The organism is Pseudomonas sp. IT-P260, from assembly GCF_949768395.1.
Taxonomy (GTDB): domain Bacteria; phylum Pseudomonadota; class Gammaproteobacteria; order Pseudomonadales; family Pseudomonadaceae; genus Aquipseudomonas; species Aquipseudomonas parakoreensis.
This window is the reverse complement of sequence record NZ_CATKPO010000011.1, coordinates 227072-249414: the sequence shown is the minus strand read 5'-3', so window position 1 is coordinate 249414 and position 22343 is coordinate 227072. Positions and strand designations below refer to the sequence as shown.

Below are 22343 nucleotides of genomic sequence, written 5' to 3'. Positions count from 1 at the left end.
GGCGCATCCCCTGCGCCCGTCAGTTACAGTTCGTAAAACTGTGGGAGCGAGCTTGCTCGCGAAAGCGGCGGATCAGTCGACATTCTGGTATCTGACCCACCGCATTCGCGAGCAAGCCCGCTCCCGCAGGAACTCATCGCTTCGGAGAATCCTATGACCCCTTCGACTTATCCCGCCGCCCAACACGTCATGGTGCTCTACACCGGTGGCACCATTGGCATGCAGGCCAGCGCCAACGGCCTGGCCCCGGCGTCCGGCTTCGAAACCCGCATGCGCGATTACCTGCACGGCCAGCCCGAGTTGGTGGTGCCGCAGTGGCGCTTCCGGGAAATGTCGCCACTGATCGACAGCGCCAACATGAGCCCGGCCTACTGGCAGCAACTGCGCGAAGCGGTAGTCGATGCGGTGGACGTGCAAGGCTGCGACAGCGTGCTGATCCTGCACGGCACCGACACTCTTGCCTACAGCGCAGCTGCAATGAGCTTCCAGTTGCTTGGCCTGCATGCCCGCGTGTGTTTCACCGGCTCGATGCTGCCGGCTGGCGTCACCGACAGCGATGCCTGGGAAAACCTCGGTGGCGCGCTGGTTGCCCTCGGCCAAGGCCTGGCGCCGGGCGTGCACCTGTACTTTCACGGTGAACTGCTGGCGCCAACCCGTTGTGCGAAAGTGCGCAGCTTCGGCCGTCATCCGTTCAAGCGCCTGGAACGTCAAGGTGGCGGCGTGAAAGCCACGTCGATTCCGGCAGCGCTGCACTACGACCAGCCAAAACAACTGGCGAATGTCGCTGTACTGCCACTGTTCCCCGGCATCAGCGCCGGGATTGTCGACGGGTTGCTCGACGGCGGTATCCAAGGGCTGGTGCTGGAGTGCTACGGCAGCGGCACCGGGCCGAGCGACAATCCCGAGTTCCTCGCCAGCCTTGGCCGCGCGCGGGATAACGGCGTGGTGGTGGTCGCGGTCACGCAGTGCCATGAAGGCGGCGTCGAGCTGGATGTGTATGAAGCCGGCAGCCGTTTGCGCGGCGTGGGCGTGTTATCCGGCGGCGGCATGACCCGCGAGGCGGCGTTCGGCAAGTTGCAGGCGTTGTTGGGTGCAGGTCTGGAATCGACCGAAGTGCGCCGGCTGATCGAACTCGATCTGTGTGGCGAGCTGATCTGACGCCACCCGAACCCTTGCAGGAGTGATCCCCTGTGGCGAGGGCGCTTGCTCCCGCTCGACTGCGAAGCAGTCGCAGTGTTTTGGGGCCGCTACGCGCCCCAGCGGGAGCAAGCTCCCTCGCCACAACAGCCCTCCCACCGTTTGATCTGTGTGCGGCATATAACTTGCTGCCGTTTCCAGCATCCCCAGGCTGGAAGATCACATGCTGCACTCCCACCTCACGACCCTCAACGCCGTCTCTCTTATCCTCAACACCTTCAAAGATGAAGGCCTGTCGAGCGACGCGCTACTGGCCGGCAGCGGCATCAGTGCGGCGGATCTGAACCGCGCCGACACGCGCATCACCACCAATCAGGAAATGCAGGTGTGCGCCAACGCGGTCGCGCTCAAGCACGACATTGGCCTGGAACTGGGCCGGCGGATGCACGTTTCCTGCTACGGCATCCTCGGTTACGCGCTGCTGACCTGTGCCACCTTCGGTGACGCTTTGCGCCTGGCGATTCGCTATCCGGCGCTGTTGGGAACACTTTTCGAACTGAGCCTGGAAGACGATGGCGAGCGCGTCTGGTTCGTCGCTGCCGATTACCGCGAGAGCCCGGAGATGGCGGTGTTCAACGCGGAATTCTGCCTGGTGTCGCTGAAGGTCATCTGCGACGACCTGCTCGGGCATCCGCTGCCACTGCTGGCGACGCGTTTTGAACATGCCGCGCCGGATTATCGCGACAGTTATGCCGAGCACTTCGCCAGCCCGCTGCACTTCGCCGCCAAGGACAACGCCTTTGCCTTCGACCGGCGCTGGCTCGATCAACCGTTGCCATTGGCCGACAGCATCACCCACCAGGCCATGGCCGATCGCTGCCGCAAGCAGAATATCGAGTTCACCGGACGGCAGGCGTGGCTGGGGCGGATTCGCCAGCTGCTCAGCGCCCAGCTCAATGCTGCACCGGGCCTCGAGGGGCTGGCCCAGCAGATGAAATGCTCGCCGCGCACCTTGCGCCGCCACCTCAAGGACATGGGCAGCAGTTATCAGGAGCTGCTCGACGAACTGCGTTTCGAGCGCGCCAAGCAGATGCTGTGTGAGGATCAGTTGCCGATCTACCGCATCGCCGAGACCCTGGGCTTCAGCGAAACCGCGAGTTTCCGCCATGCGTTCGTGCGCTGGAGCGGGGTTGCGCCGAGCCAGTTCCGACCCTGAAGATCAAAAGATCGCAGCCTTCGGCAGCTCCTACACCGATCTGTGTAGGAGCTGCCGAAGGCTGCGATCTTTTGATCTGCTGGAAAGGGGCGAATTGCGGTCAGCTTTTTTGGCCATATCGATCCCCTTTTGGCCTTTCCTGCCGTTCTCCGATTCGCCGCGCGCCGCAACACTGGGGGCAACCGAATCAGCCCCCTGCGGAGAACAACAAATGCTGACGATCTACTCGGACGATCACCACCTGCACCACGGCCGCTGCGAGCTCATCGACGGCCAGCTCAAGCCGTGCTTCGAGATGCCATCGCGTGCCGACCATGTGCTGCAACGGGTACAGCACCAGAACCTCGGTTCGGTGGAAGCGCCAAAGGATTTCGGTCTCGAACCGATCGCGCGCATCCACAACCGCGACTACCTCGACTTCTTCAAAGGCGCCTGGGAACGCTGGACTGAATTCAACACCGACGGCGACCTGCTGCCCTACACCTGGCCCGCCCGCACCCTGCGTCAGATCAAACCGACCAGCCTGCACGGCCAGCTCGGTTACTACAGCTTCGACGGCGGCGCGCCGATCACCGCCGGGACTTGGCAAGCAGCGTATAGCGCAGCGCAAGTTGCCCTCACTGCCCAGGCGGAAATCCAGCGCGGCGCCCGCAGCGCCTTCGCCCTGTGCCGGCCACCGGGACACCACGCCGCCAGCGACTTGATGGGCGGTTATTGCTACCTCAACAACGCCGCTATCGCTGCTCAGGCATTCCTCGATGCCGGCCACAAGAAAGTCGCGATCCTCGACGTCGACTATCACCACGGCAACGGCACGCAGTCGATTTTCTACGAGCGCAGCGACGTGCTGTTCACCTCGATCCACGGCCACCCGGAAGCCGAGTTTCCATTCTTCCTCGGCTATGACGATGAACGCGGTGAAGGGGCCGGTGAAGGCTTCAACTTCAACTATCCGCTGCCCGCCGGTTCCGGCTGGGAGGTGTGGAGTGCGGCGCTGGAACAGGCCTGTAACGAGATCGACAGCTATGGCGCCGACATCATTGTCGTGTCGCTGGGCGTCGACACGTTCAAGGACGATCCGATCTCGCAGTTCAAGCTCGACAGCCCGGATTACCTGGCGATGGGCAAGCGCATCGCCGCCCTCGGCAAACCGACCCTGTTCGTGATGGAAGGTGGCTACGCCGTCGAAGAGATCGGCATCAACGCGGTGAACGTGCTGGAAGGGTTCGAACAATGAACCGACTCAAGCACTGCATGGCGCCAGCCCTGTGCGCGGCGCTGCTCAGCGTCGGCGCCCACGCCGAAGAACGCACCTTGCGCGTCTACAACTGGTTCGACTACATCACGCCCAAGGCGCTGGAAGACTTCAAGGCGCAAAACAGCCAGACCAGACTGGTCTACGACATCTTCGACACCAACGAAGCGCTGGAAGCCAAGCTGCTGACCGGCAACTCCGGCTATGACGTGGTGGTGCCGTCCAATGTGTTCCTCGCCAAGCAGATCGAGGCCGGGGTGTTCCAGCCGCTGGACCGCAGCAAGCTGCCGAACTGGAATCACCTCGATCCGAAACTGATGAAGCTGATCGACGCCAACGACCCGGGCAACCAGTTCGCCGTGCCGTACATGTACGGCACCATCCTGATCGGTTTCAACCCGGCCAAGGTCAAGGCCGCGCTGGGCGATAACGCGCCGGTGGACAGCTGGGACCTGATCTTCAAGGAAGAGAATCTCAGCAAGCTCAAGCAGTGCGGCGTCGCCCTGCTCGACTCGCCGTCGGAGATCCTGCCGCTGGCGCTGCAACACCTGGGTCTGGACCCCAACAGCAAGAACCCGGCGGATTACGCCAAGGCCGAAGCGCTGCTGATGAAGATCAGGCCGTACATCACCTACTTCCACTCATCCAAGTACATGGCCGACATCGCCAACGGTGACATCTGCGTCGCGGTCGGTTATTCCGGCAGTTTCTCGCAGGCGGCCAACCGCGCCAAGGAAGCGAAGAACGGTGTGGTGGTCGACATGCGCCTGCCCAAGGAAGGCGCACCGATCTGGTTCGACATGCTCGCTATTCCCAAGGGCGCGAAGAACACCGAGGACGCCTACACCTTCATCAACTACCTGCTGCAACCGGCGGTGATCGCGCCGGTCAGCGACTTCGTCGGGTATCCGAACCCGAACAAGGACGCCACCCAACTGGTCGAACCGGCGATCCGCAACAACCCCAACCTGTACCCGACCGATGCGGCGATGGGCACGCTTTACACCCTGCAACCGCTGCCGCGGGATGCCGAGCGTGCACGCACCCGGGCCTGGACCAAGATCAAGTCCGGCACCTGACCTTCACTTCGGTTCAGTTACGGGCCTGCGTTGATGCAGGCCTTTTTTTGTCCGCGATATCTATATACCGCCATGCCGGCCCCGACGGTCATTACCTTGAGCCCGAACGCGCACCGAACGCCCAACGGTACCTGCGCCCACCTCACAGGAAGTGACCATGAGCGAAGACTCCGCCCCACCCGCCGCCCTCCCGAATGATCAGAATGACTTGCTCACCCAACTGGTGGCAGGACCCTCGATCAGGGAGGTCGCCACCCAAGCGCTGTTGCCGGCCCTGAAAACCCTCTACCCGCAACTGACCATCGATCCGCGTCTGGCCATGGTGGTGACACCGACCTGGGCCTTTGCTGCAACGCAGGTCATCCCCGGCGCAAGACGCTACGAATCACTGACGGGCGCCCTGGTCCGTCATGGGGTGGCATCCACGTCCGTGCTGTATTTCGATGGCGAGCATTACCTCACCCTGGAACCTCTGGCGCCGGTACCCGTGCAATTGCCGGTCAACATCGAGGCTATCGGGCGCTTGCTCAACGAACTTGCGCCCTTGCTGTTCATCGCGTTTCAGGAGCAACAGCTCAATTACTGGAACCAGCTCACGCGCCCCTCGACGCCACGCTGGAAGCAGTTGTCCCACTCACTGCGCGAGCGTTGGAACATTGCACCCGGGCCATCATGGGATGCCGATCAGGTCGCCATGGCCCGCCACTTGTTCACTTATCCGGAAAAGGGCGCCCGCACGACCAACGACCGCTATCAATCGCGGGCCTGCCTGATCGACCTCGACCAGGTCGACGACGGTGCTGCAAGACACCTGAACACCCTCGACATGGCGGTACTGACCGGAACGCTGGGCACTCGCACGCTGATCCTCACTTACACCATAACCGGTGGTTTTCAGAGCTACGAGTCAATGCAGGCTCTGGGCGAGTCCCTGCTGAGCTACACCGCAGAAAATGACGCCGGCAATGCCTGGCAGTGGCGCCTGATCGAACCCGAAGGCAACTACTTCGACCACCTCGCCTGTAACCTGATTGCGTTGCAAGCCGATGCGATCGGTGCACTGGCGACCGATACTGACATCCGCAACCGCGATCTGGCACCCCACATCAGTCGGGCGGCAGATGGACACGACCCGACGGACAGGCAGGCACCCTCGCGCTTCAACCGGGTCGAGCAAGGGTTGCCGGACTGGATGCTCAACGCGTCCTCCGTCGATCTCACGGCCTACAGTCGTCATCTGATGGACTTGGCGACCCTTCGCACACAGAACGCCAACCAGTCGTTTCAGGACGGGATCAAGCCGATCCGCGAGTACACTCTGGAGAGACTTCGCGAGGCCATGCTCAAGCAACATCCCGAGGCTGCAGATCTGGATCTGGCAGACATCGAGATCGTGGTCGACAGTGTCGTGGTCTGGGGCACTTTTGTGCCACCGACGGAACCCCAACGTAGCACCTTGAGCCTGGTCGATCTGGCGCTGCAAAACCTGATCGCCGTCCCCCTGGGTGACAAGACCGTGCGCAGCAAAAGTGCCTCGACGCTGCCGTCCTGGATGAACGCGGCGTACCTGGAGGCCTTGATCGTCAGTGTCGACATCGGCAAGACCTACCCGGCCCTGATCAAAGGCAAATTGCTTGACGATCCTCTGGAAAGCCTGCGCCGGCAGAATCTGTTCACCGGCCATTTGCGGGTTGAGCTACCGCTGTTGGCCCTGCAACAAAAGATTCGCGGCCTGGGCGGGATCAATGAGCTCGGCTATCGCTATGTCGCTGCCGTGGTGCAGGTGCTCGATGCCAATCGCCGGGTCGACGGCCAGGAAATTGTCATTCGCCCACTGGCATTCAATTCCGGTTGGCGGCTGCTTGCCTCTGCGGACGAAGTGGCCAACATGTTTGTCATCGGTCCTCGGCAGATGGACAAGGGCCCTTGTCTGCTTTATCAGCCATTACTTGACCAGTCCTTGAGCCAGTACCCGACACCGGCCAACCTGATTTATGCCATCAAGCATTCGGCCACCCTGCGCCAATCGGTACTTGCCTGGTTACCGGACAGGGTACGCAGCCATTATTCCGACTACGTATTCACCGGCAGCCTGCCCTCGGTCTGGTCGCTCTCGCAGCTGTTGGCAGACCCGCTGACCCCTCTGCAAATGGGCGGCACGCTGTCCCTTGGCACGCAAGTCATTGCCAACGATTACCTGGCCGCTGTGTTCAAGAGCAACGCCCTGGCACTGGTGGATCTGGCACAGCGGCAATCGGTGTCCAACGCGCAAAACCGCTGGGCGACTTTCAAACAGGCGGCGTGGGCGATCCTCAATGCGGCGCTGCCCTTTCTGGGCAGTACGGTCGGTACCGCCGCGTGGATCTGGCAGATTCTGGAGGACCTGCAACAAGGCCTGGACGCCACAGAAACAGGCGACCGTGACCAGCAGAAAGCCGTGATGACCGACCTGTTGCTGACATTGGCCATGGTCCTCGCGCACCGCGGTGCGACGCGTCATACCACGGCCCGCCAGATCGAAGAAAAGCCTGTCGGTGCCGTCACGACCGAGATTCGGCAGGCCGTCGAACCGCCACCGGCCTCTATCGTGCAACTGCCCGACAGGGCAAGCGATTCCGCTACTGCCCGGCACCCTATATCCCTATTGACCGGCCCGGCCCTGAGTCTTAAGGAAACGCTCGACCGTTTCCAAATCAGCAAACCCGAGCCTCTGACTCCGCCCGCTGCCGATAGCGGTGCGTACCGACATCTCTACAGCCACGACAACCGCTACTACACCCAGGTCGGGGAGCGCTGGTTCGAGGTGGCCGTGGAGGAAAACGGCGAGGTCTCGATCATCGACGCTCGCCAACAACCTCCACGCCAAGGGCCGCCGTTGATCGGCAATTCCCGTGGGCAATGGTTCGTCGACACCCGCCTGCGTCTGCGAGGCGGCGGCTTGTCTGCCCGGCGCAAAGCGATCAAACAGCAAAACGCTCAACGGATCGCCGAACTCAAGCAGCAGTTGGCCGCGTTTGATGATGAACGCGCCAACGCCAAAACCGAACTGATCGCCGCTTACAACCAGATGAAAGCCGCCAGCACCGAGGCTCGACCGGCATTGCAGCAACAATTTTTAGACCTGCTCGAGCAGCGCAGCAGCCAGTACGAAGCCCCCATCGAACAGCTCAAGGCGCTCAGCCTGCTTGAAAGCTTGCCCAACTACCGCTCCGCCATGACTTCGATGCTGGATACCCAGCTGTACTTCAACCAGAGCTGGCTTGATGAGAACAATGCCACCTTCAGCCGGACACTGCGTGAAACCCTGGCACTGCTGGAGGCGCAAGAGACTGCCGCGGGCTCGGGCGATCGGACGATCTATCGACAGATGATTGATCTCGCTGAAGGCGTAATCGGCAAGATCGAGTTTGCCCACTCGCGGTTCCAGGCGCTGAGCAGGCTAGGCAGAAACGCTGCCGAGATCACCAACAAGTACCGCAGGCAATTACCCGCTTTCAGCGTGAATGACCTCAAGGCGCTCCAAGTTTCACTGGCGCGCGAGGTCTGCTTCGAAGCAGGCGACAGCGTTGCTCTGAATGAGGCGCGAGGCGACTTCACCCGCCTGCTCGACACCACGAACCTGGCGATCCAGACCTCACAGGAACTGATTCAGGAAGACAGCGCCGAGGGGATTATCCAGCGCGCCGAAGCGCTTGATGGCGTGCTGGAGCAGTTCACGGGCATTATTCAAGCCTTCGAAGACTTGTCCCTCAGCCACAAGGATGTACTGATCCAGCCGTCCTTCGAGCAAGTGCGCAAACGGGTCAGCGAATTCCACAAAGACACTGAAGATCATCTGGCGCAGTTGCTGCGTGAACTGCCGACGACGGAGTCACGTTCAGTACCTTCACAACCGCCGCGAGCCTCGCGCAAACGGGTCATCAAGACGCGCTTCAAAGGCACCGTGGTTGGCGAAATGCGCCCTGCGGCTCCGGGTGAACCCGTTTTGCTGGAAGTTCGCGCACCCGTGACGGGCAAGGTCATCGCCACCTTTCACGAAAAGACACCCGGGGTCTGGCTGGAACGCATCGCGGCCCCGCGACGCCGTCCGGTCGCACCTGCACCGGCGCTGGCAGTACAGCTGGTGCAGGGCCAGGCGCTGCTCGATGGCCTGGAAGATTTCATTCGGCGAACCGAAGCCCAATCGAAGAAACCTGGCCGTATCCCGGTGGAAACCGAGGAGCTGTTTCGACAACATGCCGAACATGTCGGACAAAGCGCCAGTGCCCTGGCGCAAGCCATGACCCCTCTCAGCACGATTGACGGCCAGAACCAGACCGCCACCCGACTGCAGGCAGCGCTTGAGAAAGCAAAGGAGCGACTGTACGCCGAGGGTTACCGGGTTCGCGTCGACATGATCAAGCAGCAACCGCCGACGGCGGCGCGGGTGGAATGGCTGCTGAGCAAAGGTGAAATCGATATCGTGCGCAACGGTGATCGGCGCCGGCTCAAGGGGCCACGCAAGGACTTTCTTCAGGAATACGAGATTCGCGAGCGTCGTGGGGCAGCGACTCTCTGGTACGCGCACTTTCATTACCCCCGGCTCGACGCGGCCATCAACGCCTTTACCGCTGCTCATTTGAAGACCCGGGAGCAGCGCTTGCTGGCCGGCGCTTTCGACGTGCGCGCCGACACTGCAAACCCGCAGCTCATCGCGATTTATCGCAGCGAGATCAGCCCGCAACTGGCTCGTGCCCTGTTCTTTTCGCATGCCTGAAATGTCAAAAAGGAAACTGACAATGACCGACTCTGTCGACAACCTCCGTCCCCCCGTCCTGCTGAAGAAAAACCTCGTCGTGCGGCAGACAAGCCAAGGCCCAACCGTCGACGAAGTGGCGGCTCAAATGCTGCGTAAAGCCCTGAAAGAGAGGTTTCCCGACCGCGATATCGACCCCGACCATACGCTCATCGGCACCCCTCAATGGCAATGGGACAACGGTACGCTGACGGCAATGCCCATCCGGTTCGAGTCTCTGACCCAGGCCGTAGTCCGGCAGTTCTTCACCGCCACCAGCGCCAATTACCTGGAAGGCGAACACTTCCTGACAACCGATCCGCAAGCCACACCCGTGCTGCACCTGGACATCGGCATCGAAGCCATCGCCACCTTGCTCAACGACTACGCGCCCCTGCTTTTCACCGCCTTTGGCGAACGTCAGCTGGATTACTGGAACAGCGCCGGACACAAGTCAACGCGTTGGCAAGAGTTGTCCGATGCCCTGCGCAAAGCCCTTGATGTGCAGACCGACAGTGGCTGGGATGAAAGCCAATGCCACGTGGCCAGAGCCGTCTCGCAGTTCCCGGACAAGCAGCAGAGGCCGACTCGGGCTCCCGAGGTTTCGTCGATCAAGGCCTGCCTGATCGATGTCGACACGGTCGATGACAAGGGCGAGACCCGGCATCTGATCGTCGGCGGCGCGGCCGTGCTCACGGGGCGTTATCGGCAGCGCGACCTGGTGATGATGTACTCGGTAGAAAAGGGTTATGAGTCGTTCGACACTCTGGAATCGCTGGGAGCGTCTTTATCTGATCGCCTGCCCGACCAATTGGCCGGACGCAACCTGAAGTGGCAGTTGTTCGAGCCTGCAGGCAATTTCTTCGATCACATGGCCTGGGCGTTGATTGCCAGTCAACTCGATGCCATCGCTTCGATCACCAGCGCAGAACTCGCCGCCGATCGCACGCTGTACGCCCCGGACTTGACCCGTGCCGACCATCCCCGCGATACCGGACTGGACGACGCCATTCCCGACTGGCTGATCGGCGCCTCGGCGGCGGACATGGAGCGCTACAGCCGATCGGTCAGTGCGCTGGGCAAGCTATACAAACTCGCAGACAAGAACCTGTTCCGGATTGCGTCCATCACGACCTTCGCTGGCAGGCGTATGCGCGAAGCCATTCTGGCCGATAAAAAATCTGCGGCCGGGCTGCCGCTGGAAACCCTTGAAATCACCATCACCAACAGCTTCGAGTCGGGGGGCCTGACGCTGCCCAACCCCAACGATACTCATACGGAAACCCTGGGTGAGTTTGCACTGCAGAACGCCGCCCCCTACCAGGCAAGCCTGCGCTTCAATCCGCCGCAAACCGTTCCCCGCTGGTTGAACGAGACCTATCTGACAAACATGGCGAGCCAGGTCAACATCGGCATGGCCTATCCACAGTTGATCAAGGAAAAACTGATCAATGATCGGCCGCAAGCTGCATTACAAGCACAGTTCTATATCAGACAACTCCAGGCTGTGCTGCCGCTCGTTGCACTGGAGAACAAAATCCGTCGCATCGCCGGTTTCAATGAGCAGGGCTATCGCTATGTGTGCGAATGGCTCAAACCGACACCCGCTCATCCGCAACCGGTGGTGATACGCCCTCTGACCTTCATCCGCTCCGGAGAAAGCATCGGTGATACGGTGGACAACATGTTCATCATCGGCCCCCGTCAGCCCGAGGCCGGCCCCTGCGTGCTGTACCGGCCACTGTTCGAACAATCGCTGATGCAGTTCCCTTCCGCGCAAAACCTGCTGTACGCCTTGCACCAACCGGGAGAGCTGAGGGATTCGGTGCTGGCGTGGTTGCCCGATGCAGCCATCAGCTTCAAATACGCTCAATTCACCTTCCCGATCGGCCTGCCCACCCCATGGCTCGGCGCTGAGTTGCTGCTGGAACCCTGGACCTCCGTGAACTGGGCCGGGCCGGTCGAACTCGGGTCACAGGAACTGAGCGGCGATGTATTCGCCAAATTGTTCCAGTCCCATGCCCAAGCGATGGCGCAACTGGCTGACCGGCAATCGCAATCCAACGCCGAACGCCGCTGGGCCTTGCTGCGAGACAGCGGCTGGGCCGTGTTCAATGTTGCTGCGAACTTTCTCAGCGGCCCGGCTGGCGCGGCCATCTGGATCTGGCAAAGCCTCACTGAAATCGAGCATGCGCTGGAGGCGCATCAACGCGGCGACAGGCTCAACGAGTGGAGTTCGGTGGGCGACATGTTGCTGACCTTGGGCATTCTCTTGGCCCATCACGCTGCCGTACGCCGCAAGGCCGGCCCACGCCCATGGTCAGACATCGACAACAACGTAGCCGACTTGCCGCAGAAACCGGCCGTAGCGCCCGCCAAACCTGTCGTGACCCTGATTCCCACGCCACTGACCGATGAACTGCCTCCCGCTCATTACAATTCACTGGAAGCCAGCGGCTCCATACCTCGCAGGAGCCCTGCGGCCTTGATCGCGTATCTGCAAGATGCCGCAGTCCCGGCCCCGGACCTGACTGATCCGAATGTGCAGACCCTGCGGCGCGGTCGTGCCAGCCTGTACAGGCTCAATGATCAGCTGTACGCACAGGTCGGCGAACACTGGTACAAGGTGATCGAAAATGATGATCAACAGCTGCAGATCGTATTTGCCGGCAATCCGCGGAAAACCGGGCCGCTTCTGGCGCAATTTGCTCAAGGCCAGTGGGTGGTCGATACGCGTCTGCGCCTGCGCGGGGGAGCCGGTGGGCAGAGTCTGCAAAACCGGCTCAGGACCCAACGCAGGGAAAAGGAGCAACAGCGAAAACAGCTGGAAACCGCGCTGAATGACTTCAAACGCCAGGAACCCGCAGCCGATGCCGCGTTGCAACGGGCACTGGATGAAATGCTCGCGGCCAGCGGCCCTGCGCACGAGCAAGCCACCCAGCGCTATCTCGCACAGGTTGAAACGCTGATTGGCGATTATGACGCCGCCCTGAAGAACCTCGAGCAATGGCGCCAGAAAGGCGGCAGGGAAGGCTATCTGCATGATGTGCTGCGCCTGACCACACTGCTGCAGAAAAACCTCAGCCTGTGGTTTTCCCTCAAACGCAACGCCTATGCCAGCCTTACCCACAAGCTGGTCGAGAACAACGAGATCGAATCGGACACCGCGCTGCAAACTCATATTGAAAATGTCAGACAGACATTGGCATTGAGTCAGGACATGGTGACGCGCCTGCGATTGTCCCAGAGCTCACTGGCCGCTCTCGAAACCCTGGGAAGTGCCGGTATCACCGCTGCACAACGCTTGCGCGCGTTGCTGCCGTCATTCACCGAGTGGGATTTGAAGTCCAACGAAATCGGCATGTCCCACGAGCTGTGCATGCGTAACTCGGCCAACGCAGCGGCCGCGCCGGAGCGTGACGTGGTGGGATTGCTGATCATCGAGGCAGCTACCGCCACCCATCAGCATGCACAATTGCTCAAAACGCCGACCGCGACAGATGCAATCGCGCTGCACATCGAACGTCTGAGCAAGCTGATCGATGTTTATGCCGACACCGATCAGCGCCTCACAGACCTGCCTGGTGAAATGCCGGACAAACTGGAACCGACCCAGCTTGAACGAATACGCGGCCTGATCAACGAGTTCCGGCAACTGGCTCAGGATCAATTGAACGCGCTGCTGCCCGAGAACGTTGTCAGCGCCCCACCCGTCCCTCCCAGACCGGCCGTTGCGGGGCCCTCCCGCCCAGCCATAAAAGTGACCAAAAGCCGTCCTCGCGAACCGCAATCCGCCCACGCTTCAACCACAACCGAGCAACCTCTGGAGAGCGTACTGCCGGCGAGGCCGCGTCCAAATCGACAACCGCCATTGGCAGACATCGATATTGTCGCCAATAGCCTGAAACTGGTTGATGACGTGCAGGCTTTCACGCAACAGACACGCAAGGACGCGTTACGGCCCAACCGGATTCCGGCGGACATGCAGGATCTGTTCGATCAACGAGCAGCGCTTCTGGAGCGAGCGGCGGCCGATGCTGCCCAGGCCCTCGCCCGCATTCGCGCCACTGGCGGCGCAACGCCGCCGGTGGGCAATATCGGGGCGTATCTCACCGCCGATGCCCAGCGATTACGGACCGAAGGCATCAACCTCCGCGCCAGCATGCTCAAGCAGCGCCAGCCTCGTCAGGCTTATCTTCAATGGATGCTGGACAATCACCAAGTGCAAATCGAACGCAATGTTCAGGGAAGGATCAGGACCAAAAAACGTCGCGATTACTTTCAGGAATACCGGATTCTGGATGTGACCAACAAGCATCAACCATTGTGGCTGGCACATTTTCACTACGACTCGCTGGAGGCTCCACTGGAGAGCTTCACAGCGGCGCACCTGAAAATCGCTGATGCGCATTTGCAGCAATTCACTGCCGAACGCCGCGAGGCACTCGGCACATTGGCACCGATCGACTATGTGCTGCGACGAATCAGCGACCCGGCGCTGTTTTTCAAACTTGAACCCCAGCCCTGAATCAGGCGACGGGGTGGTCTGGAGCCCGCCCCTTTCAATCCACCTGCCAGGCCCTGCGCAACCTGTCCAGCGCGGCGTCGATCGCCGGTTCAGGCACCGCAGCAAACCCCATCACCAGACCGGCGCGCTGCTCCAGCTCAGCGCCGGCGTCCGGCAACCAATAGCTGCTCAAGCCATTGATCTCGACCCCGACGTCACGGGCCAATTCGATCAGCTCACGCTCACGCGCCTCGCTGTCGACTGGCACGGTCAAATGCAGGCCTGCGGCCACGACGGGCAACGGGCCGACTCCCGGAATGTTCGCCGGCCACCCCTTGAGCAGCGTGTCGCGCCGGCTCAGCGCCGCTCGCCGCATACGGCGGATGTGCCGCTGGAAGTGTCCGCTCGCCATGAATTCGGCCATGACCGCCTGGGTGCTGACTTCGGAATGCCTTACATCCACCGCACGCCGTTGAGCGAACGCCTCCACTAACCCCGGAGGCAGCACCAGATACCCCAGGCGCAATGCCGGAAACGCCACCTTGCCGAACGTGCCGACATACAGCACCCGTCCCTGCCGATCCAGCGCCGCCAAAGGGGCCAGCGGCGCGCCGCTGTAGCGGTACTCGCCGTCGTAGTCGTCCTCGACGATCCAGCCTCCTGTGCGCTCGGCCCAGGCAAGCAGTTCAAGGCGTCGGGCAAGGCTCATCACCACCCCGGTGGGATATTGATGGGAAGGCGTTACATAAGTCAGGCGACAGTCGTTCAACCTCGTCAGTTCGGCACAGTCGATGCCCTCGTTATCCACAGCCACACCGTGCAGTTTCGCACCCGCCACGGCGAAGGCGTGACCCGCTGCTCGATACCCCGGATTTTCAATCGCGACGCCGTCACCCGGCTCGACCAGCAACTGTGCACAAAGGCTTATTCCCTGCTGCGCACCGCTGGTGATCACAATTTGTTCAGCTGTGCATTGCATGCCCCGAGAACTGCGCAGATAGGCAGCGATCATCCCGCGCAACCGTGCATCACCGGCCGGATCGCCATAACACAGCTGCTGCAAATCCGGTTTTCGCCAGAAAGCCGCATTCAGCTTGGCCCAGACGTCGAACGGGAACAGATCAAACGCCGGTACACCGACCCGAAAAGCCCGGGGCGGACCACTGGGCGGCCGGGCCAAATGGTTATTTCTGACCCGGGTCAACGGATCGTTGTGGATAACATTGCTGGATGGATCCACAGGTAAATCAGGGCATTTTGTGGATAAGGCTGTGGGTAAGCCTGTTGAAAACCCTGTGGATACTTTTGTGGACAACTTTTTCGCTGGCAACGCTGCGTGAGGCAAATGCGCAACGTAAGTGCCATCACCGACCCGACCTTCGATGAAGCCTTCGGCATACAGTTGATCGTAGGCGCGCACCACACTGTTACGCGAAATGGCCAGCGCCGCCGCCAGATCACGACTGGCCGGTAGCCGCGTGCCGCTGCACAGCCGCCCGTCCAGTACGCGCAATCGTAATGCCTGATAGAGCTGGCGGCTCAAGCCTTGGCGGCGGTCGAGTTCGATTCCGGCCGGATTGAACGGCATAGACAGTGTGGTCGATTCGGGCATGGCAATGGACCTACGAAATTGGTCATCAATGGCTCTTACAACAGACCAATAGCCTGCCTAGGATGCAGGCATTCGCCAAGGAAAATCTCTCCATGTACACGCCCCGCGCCTTCGCCATCGACGACCTGTCGCAATTGCACGAACTGATCCTCGCCACTCGCCTTGCCATTCTTGTGAGTCACGGTGAAAACGGTCTGCAAGCCAGCCACGTGCCGGTGCTGCTGCACCGCGAACAGGGTCCGAACGGCACGCTGTACGGGCACCTGGCCAAAGCCAATCCGCAATGGAAAGACCTGCGCGACGGCGCTGAAGCGATGCTGATATTTGCCGGCCCCGACGCCTACGTCAGCCCCGGGTTTTACCCGAGCAAGGCCGAGCACGGCAAAGTCGTGCCGACCTGGAACTACGTCGCCGTGCACGCCTACGGCCACGCCGAAACCTTCAGCGACGGCGGGCGCCTGCTCGACATCGTCAGCACACTGACTGATCGCCATGAAGCCGGGCGCGCGCAGCCGTGGAAGGTCGACGACGCGCCGGCCGACTACATCGACGGCATGCTCAAGGCCATCGTCGGTTTCGCCATACCCATCGACCGCCTCGAAGGCAAGCGCAAGCTCAGCCAGAACCGCAGCGCCGAAGACATTGCCGGCGTGCGCGAAGGCCTGGCTGCCAGCCCCGACATCAATGACCAGACCCTCGCCCACTTGATGCGTTAAGGAAATCAGCATGAGTCAGATCCAGATCCGCCCGGTGACTGCCGGTGATCACGCCGCCTGGTTGCCGTTGTGGCAGGCCTACCTGCGCTTTTACAACACCGAGTTGCCGGACACCGTCACGCACAGCACCTGGCAGCGTTTCCTCGACCCGAGTGAACCGACCCACGCCGCTCTCGCCTGGGCCGATGACAAGGCCGTGGGCATGGTGCATTTCATCTACCACCGTTCCAATTGGAGCATCGAAAACTCCTGTTACCTGCAGGACCTGCTGGTAGCGCCAGAGACCCGTGGCACTGGCGTCGGACGCCGGCTGATCGAACACGTCTACGCCACCGCCAAGGCCGACGGTTGCTGCAAGGTGCATTGGCTGACCCACGAAACCAATGCCACCGCGATCCAGCTCTACGCGCGCATCGCCGAGCGCCCGGGATTCATCCAGTTTCGCAAAGCCATTTAAGGAGCCGCGTGCATGACCACTTCCCTTGCCGACTGGAAAGGCGTTCCGGCGCCCACCAGCAAACTGCTCGAAGGCCGCTTTATCCGCCTGGAAAGACTTGACCCGGCGCGCCACGGCGACGAGCTGTTTAACGCCCTTGAGGGCCCCGGCGCCGACCCGAAGCTGTGGGATTACTTGCCCTATGGGCCGTTCCCCGAGCGCAGCGTTTTCAATGACTGGCTGAACAATCATGCGGCCAGCAGCGACCCGTATTTCTTCAGCATCATCGACCGCGCTACAGGCCAGGTGCAGGGCATCCTCAGCCTGATGTCGATCGTCCCGGCGCAGGGCCGCATCGAGATCGGCCACGTGACCTTCGGCGCGTCGATGCAGCGCTCGCCGAAAAGCACTGAAGCGGTGTACCTGCTCGCCAAATATGCCTTCGCGCTGGGCTACCGGCGCCTGGAATGGAAGTGCAACAACGGCAACGCCCGCTCCAAATACGCCGCCGAACGCTTGGGCTTCAGCTTCGAAGGCGTGTTCCGCCAGCACATGGTGGTCAAGGGCCAGAACCGCGATACCGCGTGGTATTCGATTCTGGATTCAGAATGGCCGGCGATTGCGGCAGGGTTCGAGCAGTGGTTGAGCGATGCTAACCAGACGCCGACCGGGCAGCTCAAAGGTTTGGTCGAGTGCCGTAGTTAAATCGTCAAAGCAAAATCGGCAGCTCCTACAGGGTGAACATCAATCCCCTGTAGGAGCTGCCGAAGGCTGCGATCTTTTGATCTGTTGTTTACCCCAGTTTCTGCGCCAGCACCGCAATGTGTTCCGGCCCGATCCCGCAGCAACCGCCCAAATGGCTGGCGCCCCGCTGCTGCCAGTCAATCGCCCAGTGCAAATAACCCGGCGGATCCAGGTCATCGCGCAGCGGGTCGAGGCCGTCGTTGGCCGTCGCCTCTTTCGGTTGCGGTGGAAACGCATTGGCATACGCGCCGATGTGAATCTGCACGCCCAGGCGTTCGAAGGTGGCGCGCGCTGCGTCAATCGCCGCGCCGATCACTTCCGGCTGGCTGCAGTTGAACAGCAGCGTCTCGACGCCCAGCTCCGCCGCCACGGCCGCTGCCTCAGCCACCGGCTCACCGGAACGCAGACGCGGTACTTCGTCGGTGTCTTCATCCTTCAAAGTAAACGACAGCCAGAACGGTTTGCCGTCCTGCGGCAGACCGGCGCGAATGGAACGCGCCTCGATGATCGAGCTCTGGGTTTCCGCCAGCCACAGGTCGATATGTGGCGCCAGGCCGGTCACCAGTGGCGTCAGCAATTCGTTCACCCGCGTCGCTTCGAACAGGTCCGGGCGATAGGAACCGAACAGCGGCGGTAACGAACCGGCCACTCGCACCGCTTTGCCCGACGCCTGCACCGCACGCTGTGCCAGCTCTCCCGCCAACGCTGCCAGAGCCTGGCCTTCAGCGGCAAACCGCGCCTCGCCGATATGAAACGGCACGACCGCATAACTGTTGCTGGTGATCACATTGGCGCCGCTGGCGATGTAGGCGGCGTGCACCGCTTCGACCGCTTGCGGCGCTTCGATCAGGGCCAGCGCCGACCACTCGGGCTGCCGAAACGGCGCCCCGGCGCGTTGCAACTCACGGCCCATGCCGCCATCGAGAATTACCGTGCTTGCTGTGCCCATATGCTTTTCGCTCATATGCTTATGAATATTTCTCACTACCAGAGTAGTTCTTATAACTATTTAATACGCACCATTCGGTTAATAACAACTCCTTTTTTCAGGTGTCGACTGTGAAACTTCAACCGCTACTGGCCCTGGGCCTGACGATTCTGGCCGCGTCCACTCAAGCCTTCGGCGGCGCCACACTCGATCGCGTCGAACAGAAAAAAGAGCTGGTCGGCGTGCTGATGGAAAGCTACCCGCCCTTCTCGTTTCTCAATGAGCAGAATCAACTGGACGGCTTCGACGTCGACGTCGCCAAAGCCGTCGCGGAAAAACTGGGGGTCAAGCTGCGCCTGGAAACGCCATCCTGGGACGTGATCGCTGCCGGCCGCTGGAGCGGGCGCTATGACATCTGCATCTGCTCCATGACCCCGAGCAAGGCGCGCGCCGAAGTGTTCGATTTCCCGGTCGAGTACTACGCCTCGCCCGCCGTGATCGTGGTCAACGCCAAGGACGATCGCATCCACGGCGCCAAGGACCTGAGCGGCAAAAAGGTCGGCCTGACCAGCGCCAGCAGCTACGAAAGTTATCTGAACAAGAATCTGGTCATCGAAGGCGCCGAAGACACGCGTCTGGAGTACCCGTTCGAGGATGTGCAGATCGCTCCGTACGATACTGACAACGTCGCCTTCCAGGATCTGGGCCTGGGCGCCGGTGTGCGCCTGGATGCCATCCTCACCAATCTGGTGACCGCGCAGCCGCGCCTGAATCAGGACCAGCGCTTCAAACTGGCCGGCGCGCCGCTGTACTCGGAGCCGAACTCGGTGGCCATCGAAAAGGGTGATGCCGAGTGGGACGCCAAAGTGCGCGAGGTGTTTGCGCAACTCAAGCAGGACGGCACGCTGAGCAAGCTGTCGCAGAAATGGATCGGCGCCGATATCAGCCAATGACTGCCTTCCCGACACCTCCACAGCCGCCGCAACCGGTGGCTGAATCGCGCCTGCAACGGCTGCTCGGTTTCCGCACGCGCCTGTACCTGACCTGGGCGGCGATGTTCAGCCTGTTCGCCGGGTTTTTCCTGAGCTTCGATCTGAAGCTTTCGATCATCCTCGACAAGCTGCCGAATCTGCTCGGCGTGCACCTGGCGCCCAACGGCTTTCTGCAGGGCGCGGCGCTGACCCTGTTTCTTTGCGCGTGCGCGATCGTCGCCTCGTCCTTGCTGGGCTTCGTCACCGCCCTCGCGCGCCTGTCGAAAAGCGCCGTGGCATTCGGGATCGCCAGTTTCTACACCTCGTTCTTTCGCGGCACGCCGCTGCTGATCCAGATCCTGTTGATCTACCTCGGCCTGCCGCAACTGGGTGTCGTGCCCGGCGCAGTGGTCGCCGGGATCATTGCCCTGTCACTCAACTACGGCGCGTACCTGAGCGAGATTTTCCGCGCCGGCATTCTCGGCGTGCCCTACGGCCAACGCGAAGCTTCGCTGGCGCTGGGCATGCGCGAGAGCGTGATCTTCTGGCGCATCACCCTGCCCCAGGCGATGCGCACGATCATCCCGCCGACCACCAACCAGTTCATCTCGATGCTCAAGGACTCGTCACTGATCTCGGTGATGGGCGTCTGGGAAGTGATGTTTCTGGCGCAGTCCTACGGACGCTCGAGCTACCGCTACATCGAGATGCTGACCACGGCGGCGATCATTTACTGGCTGATGTCGATCGGTCTGGAGCTGATTCAGGCGCGCATGGAACGGCATTATGGCAAGGCTTATGTGCGGCGTAGCTAGGTTAATCAGCACCTTGCGCCAGCGTCGGGTTTTAATTGATCTCTCGTCGGATCCGCACCACGCCCATTTTCAGTCCAAACGGACGAAACACTGCATTCAACGATTTCAATGTCTGGTTGCCCTCGCCATGCTCGATATGCACCAGCGTGCGAACCGATATTTTGCACATCCTGGCAAACTGGGTTTGATGCAGACCGGTCACTTCCACGCGTAGACGGCGAACCGCTTCACCGATCTCCAGTGTCCCTTGGGCCAGCGCCTCTTGAATGTTTTCGATGAGCACCGTGCGCTCGGCTACCGTCATGCTCATTTCAGATCCCACTCTTTCAAGCGTTGCTCCAGATTTTTCAGATGGATTCCCGGGTGATTCATCGTTCTGTCGGGCACACCACTCGCCGTCAATAGGTCGGGGAGCGCCGCCAGACGCTGGGCATCTTCACGCAAGCGTTCGAAAGGATCTGATGCGTCAGTCAAACCTGCCAAAGGGTCTTTGGGATCGGTGATATCAGCCAATGCGCGGCACACTCCCCGCCAATCGACCTCTCCCGCCCTCTCCAGATCTTTTGGCCATTTGGTTGTACGGGTCACACCCTCGTCATCCATGACCATCGGGGCCAAGTCATAGATCGGCGCCAGACGAAACGAACTTTCCTGGCGAATAATCGCGGTGTTACGACCATGGTTATCCGAATTACCGAGGATCTTGTTGATCAGATCCCGACGTAAGTAATCCATCACAAGTTCGGGAATCTGGCTGGCCTGTCCTGCTTTTCGCCAGAGCCCGGCGAGCATGCGGATGACATCCATATGGTTCATTGCACTTCCCGGCGCCGTTACTTCAGCCAGTGAATAAATCGACTCGACAGCAAAACGACTGACTTCACCGTTCGTTACTTCTCGATCAAAGCGCTGCATCCACAAGCTCGGCTTACTCGCTTCTTCTAATGCCAAACCTTCTACCGCGATCGTTTCAATGCCGAGTTTCTGAAGCGCCTTGTAGTAATGAAACTCGCTACGCAGGATATCTTGATCGACCAGACTTCCTTTGTTTCTGGCAAATTTTATAAACCAATGCTGCCTGACCTCTTCATCGCCCAATACCGCATCGGGGTACAAAAGGCCGGCCTTGTTTTCAGCCAACAATAGCTTCGGTGCCTCACCGCCTGCCCCTGTAGCACCACCAACTGCCGCGCCTTGCTCATAGGCGTATTCCAGAAAGCGACTGTCGCGGTGAACAACATCCTCACGCTTGAATCCGATGGGCTCACGCTCATCGACAGCCTCGGCCGACTCTTTTATGCGCATATTGCCAATGGGGGCTGGAGTGCTCTGGCCGAGCAGATACAGATCGGCACCGATATGCGCCGGTTTCTCCTGCCCCAGACGCGCAAGCAGAAATCTTTTGGCCGCTCCCGCGGGGGCAATGTCATAGACAAATGCGGGCGTACTGGAGCGTCGCCCTTCCCAATCCAATGGATACAACGCACTGACGGCATTGGAAAACGAAGAGCCTATGGCTTCAATATTTTCGACAAGGTATGGCGTCTCGTAGCCGAAACTGCAGCGACTTTCGAACCCCATTTCAGGATTGTCGAAACTTAGAATCATGGCGTCGTGCCATTTTCCAGCACTGAATATCTGTAATGTCAGGTTGTACATGTCTCAACACCTGCATCTAAATGCATTTAAACAGGGAATTCATTGCCCTCAGATGCAATATAGTGCATTTCTACGGATGATGGCGCGGTTCAATATGCAACAAAATGCAGATGATACTGAGTTTGAGATCATCTGAACGCAAAATAACGCAGGTCATCCTCCGACTTCATTCTGTAAGAACCCCTCGCTATACGAACGGCCCGCTAATAACAAAAGGCCCTCCACCCATGCCCTGCAGCGGCGAGATTGGCAGCAACAGTCGCAACCACGGGTTGATCGGGCAGTCGCAGATGAGTTTCTGATCACTACAAGCGGCCAGTGACAACACAACTTGTAGGAAAGGGCAGCAGGCCGGCAGGACGTAATGCGCAAATCTGCGTTGATCCGGCCTTTTCCGCCGATCAAAACGACGTAACCCGCAGCACCGGGCGATCCGGCTGACATCGGTGTCTGCAGGCTCCAACTTAGAGTTTGGCCTCCTTCCACGAGAGGCT

General features: G+C 60.6%; 15 protein-coding genes. 11 read left to right on the top strand and 4 right to left on the bottom strand.

Going from position 1 to position 22343, the window contains the following annotated elements; all coding sequences use genetic code 11:
- Positions 1-153 precede the first annotated feature (153 nt).
- The 6 genes from ACM6HV_RS07975 to ACM6HV_RS07950 all read left to right on the top strand — a co-directional run bounded on the left by ACM6HV_RS07975 (position 154) and on the right by ACM6HV_RS07950 (position 13989).
- A complete protein-coding gene (locus ACM6HV_RS07975; protein WP_414903925.1) occupies positions 154-1158 on the top strand; it encodes an asparaginase in 1005 nt (334 codons plus the stop codon).
- A 202-nt stretch (positions 1159-1360) separates the two neighbouring features.
- Positions 1361-2353 (top strand): AraC family transcriptional regulator, encoded by a 993-nt coding sequence (locus tag ACM6HV_RS07970; protein WP_145593744.1) that lies wholly within the window; start codon positions 1361-1363, stop codon positions 2351-2353.
- A gap of 211 nt (positions 2354-2564) precedes the next feature.
- Entirely contained in the window at positions 2565-3590 is a 1026-nt protein-coding gene (locus ACM6HV_RS07965; protein WP_414903924.1) for a histone deacetylase family protein, read from the top strand.
- A complete protein-coding gene (locus ACM6HV_RS07960; protein ID WP_414903923.1) occupies positions 3587-4687 on the top strand; it encodes a polyamine ABC transporter substrate-binding protein in 1101 nt (366 codons plus the stop codon). Before ACM6HV_RS07965 ends, ACM6HV_RS07960 begins: the two co-directional genes overlap by 4 nt.
- A 157-nt stretch (positions 4688-4844) precedes the next feature.
- On the top strand, positions 4845-9443 hold the full coding sequence (locus tag ACM6HV_RS07955) for a hypothetical protein (RefSeq protein WP_414903922.1): 4599 nt from the start codon (positions 4845-4847) through the stop codon (positions 9441-9443).
- 22 nt (positions 9444-9465) lie between these two features.
- Positions 9466-13989 (top strand): hypothetical protein, encoded by a 4524-nt coding sequence (locus ACM6HV_RS07950; RefSeq protein ID WP_414903921.1) that lies wholly within the window; start codon positions 9466-9468, stop codon positions 13987-13989.
- A gap of 34 nt (positions 13990-14023) precedes the next feature.
- On the opposite strand, the gene ACM6HV_RS07945 is transcribed toward ACM6HV_RS07950, so the two are convergent.
- Positions 14024-15580, bottom strand: a complete 1557-nt coding sequence (locus ACM6HV_RS07945; protein ID WP_414903920.1) for a PLP-dependent aminotransferase family protein — start codon at positions 15578-15580, stop codon at positions 14024-14026.
- 92 nt (positions 15581-15672) lie between these two features.
- Between ACM6HV_RS07945 and ACM6HV_RS07940 the strand changes: the two genes are divergently transcribed.
- The 3 genes from ACM6HV_RS07940 to ACM6HV_RS07930 are packed head-to-tail and all read left to right on the top strand — an operon-like array spanning position 15673 to position 17437.
- Positions 15673-16296, top strand: a complete 624-nt coding sequence (locus ACM6HV_RS07940; RefSeq protein ID WP_041071665.1) for an FMN-binding negative transcriptional regulator — start codon at positions 15673-15675, stop codon at positions 16294-16296.
- A 10-nt stretch (positions 16297-16306) separates the two neighbouring features.
- Positions 16307-16753 carry a GNAT family N-acetyltransferase gene (locus tag ACM6HV_RS07935; protein WP_414903919.1) on the top strand — a complete coding sequence of 149 codons (447 nt, stop codon included), beginning with the start codon at positions 16307-16309 and terminating at the stop codon, positions 16751-16753.
- A gap of 12 nt (positions 16754-16765) precedes the next feature.
- Complete coding sequence (locus tag ACM6HV_RS07930) at positions 16766-17437, top strand: GNAT family N-acetyltransferase (RefSeq protein ID WP_414903918.1); 672 nt, start codon at positions 16766-16768, stop codon at positions 17435-17437.
- 88 nt (positions 17438-17525) lie between these two features.
- Here the strand turns inward: ACM6HV_RS07930 and ACM6HV_RS07925 are convergent, their stop codons facing one another.
- Positions 17526-18425, bottom strand: a complete 900-nt coding sequence (locus ACM6HV_RS07925) for a homocysteine S-methyltransferase family protein (protein ID WP_414903917.1) — start codon at positions 18423-18425, stop codon at positions 17526-17528.
- A 110-nt stretch (positions 18426-18535) separates the two neighbouring features.
- Here ACM6HV_RS07925 and ACM6HV_RS07920 point away from each other — a divergent pair, with 110 nt between their 5' ends.
- A complete protein-coding gene (locus ACM6HV_RS07920) occupies positions 18536-19357 on the top strand; it encodes an ABC transporter substrate-binding protein (RefSeq protein ID WP_414903916.1) in 822 nt (273 codons plus the stop codon).
- Positions 19354-20190: an amino acid ABC transporter permease gene (locus ACM6HV_RS07915; protein WP_027610349.1), complete on the top strand. Its 837-nt coding sequence runs from the start codon at positions 19354-19356 to the stop codon at positions 20188-20190. The genes ACM6HV_RS07920 and ACM6HV_RS07915 overlap by 4 nt, the downstream gene beginning before the upstream one ends.
- Positions 20191-20221: 31 nt before the next feature.
- Here ACM6HV_RS07915 and ACM6HV_RS07910 read toward each other — a convergent pair whose 3' ends face one another.
- Positions 20222-20500, bottom strand: coding sequence for a helix-turn-helix domain-containing protein (locus ACM6HV_RS07910; protein WP_027610348.1), 279 nt, complete (start codon positions 20498-20500; stop codon positions 20222-20224).
- On the bottom strand, positions 20497-21849 hold the full coding sequence (locus ACM6HV_RS07905) for a HipA domain-containing protein (protein WP_414903914.1): 1353 nt from the start codon (positions 21847-21849) through the stop codon (positions 20497-20499). Before ACM6HV_RS07905 ends, ACM6HV_RS07910 begins: the two co-directional genes overlap by 4 nt.
- Between the last annotated feature and the right edge of the window lie 494 nt (positions 21850-22343).

What these genes read in the sequence shown, in the direction of transcription:
- ACM6HV_RS07975 (WP_414903925.1), top strand. Translation starts at nt 154, where the DNA reads ATGACCCCTTCGACTTATCCCGCCGCCCAACACGTCATGGTGCTCTAC.
- ACM6HV_RS07970 (WP_145593744.1), top strand. Translation starts at nt 1,361, where the DNA reads ATGCTGCACTCCCACCTCACGACCCTCAACGCCGTCTCTCTTATCCTC.
- ACM6HV_RS07965 (WP_414903924.1), top strand. Translation starts at nt 2,565, where the DNA reads ATGCTGACGATCTACTCGGACGATCACCACCTGCACCACGGCCGCTGC.
- ACM6HV_RS07960 (WP_414903923.1), top strand. Translation starts at nt 3,587, where the DNA reads ATGAACCGACTCAAGCACTGCATGGCGCCAGCCCTGTGCGCGGCGCTG.
- ACM6HV_RS07955 (WP_414903922.1), top strand. Translation starts at nt 4,845, where the DNA reads ATGAGCGAAGACTCCGCCCCACCCGCCGCCCTCCCGAATGATCAGAAT.
- ACM6HV_RS07950 (WP_414903921.1), top strand. Translation starts at nt 9,466, where the DNA reads ATGACCGACTCTGTCGACAACCTCCGTCCCCCCGTCCTGCTGAAGAAA.
- ACM6HV_RS07945 (WP_414903920.1), bottom strand. Translation starts at nt 15,580, where the DNA reads ATGCCCGAATCGACCACACTGTCTATGCCGTTCAATCCGGCCGGAATC.
- ACM6HV_RS07940 (WP_041071665.1), top strand. Translation starts at nt 15,673, where the DNA reads ATGTACACGCCCCGCGCCTTCGCCATCGACGACCTGTCGCAATTGCAC.
- ACM6HV_RS07935 (WP_414903919.1), top strand. Translation starts at nt 16,307, where the DNA reads ATGAGTCAGATCCAGATCCGCCCGGTGACTGCCGGTGATCACGCCGCC.
- ACM6HV_RS07930 (WP_414903918.1), top strand. Translation starts at nt 16,766, where the DNA reads ATGACCACTTCCCTTGCCGACTGGAAAGGCGTTCCGGCGCCCACCAGC.
- ACM6HV_RS07925 (WP_414903917.1), bottom strand. Translation starts at nt 18,425, where the DNA reads ATGGGCACAGCAAGCACGGTAATTCTCGATGGCGGCATGGGCCGTGAG.
- ACM6HV_RS07915 (WP_027610349.1), top strand. Translation starts at nt 19,354, where the DNA reads ATGACTGCCTTCCCGACACCTCCACAGCCGCCGCAACCGGTGGCTGAA.
- ACM6HV_RS07910 (WP_027610348.1), bottom strand. Translation starts at nt 20,500, where the DNA reads ATGAGCATGACGGTAGCCGAGCGCACGGTGCTCATCGAAAACATTCAA.
- ACM6HV_RS07905 (WP_414903914.1), bottom strand. Translation starts at nt 21,849, where the DNA reads ATGTACAACCTGACATTACAGATATTCAGTGCTGGAAAATGGCACGAC.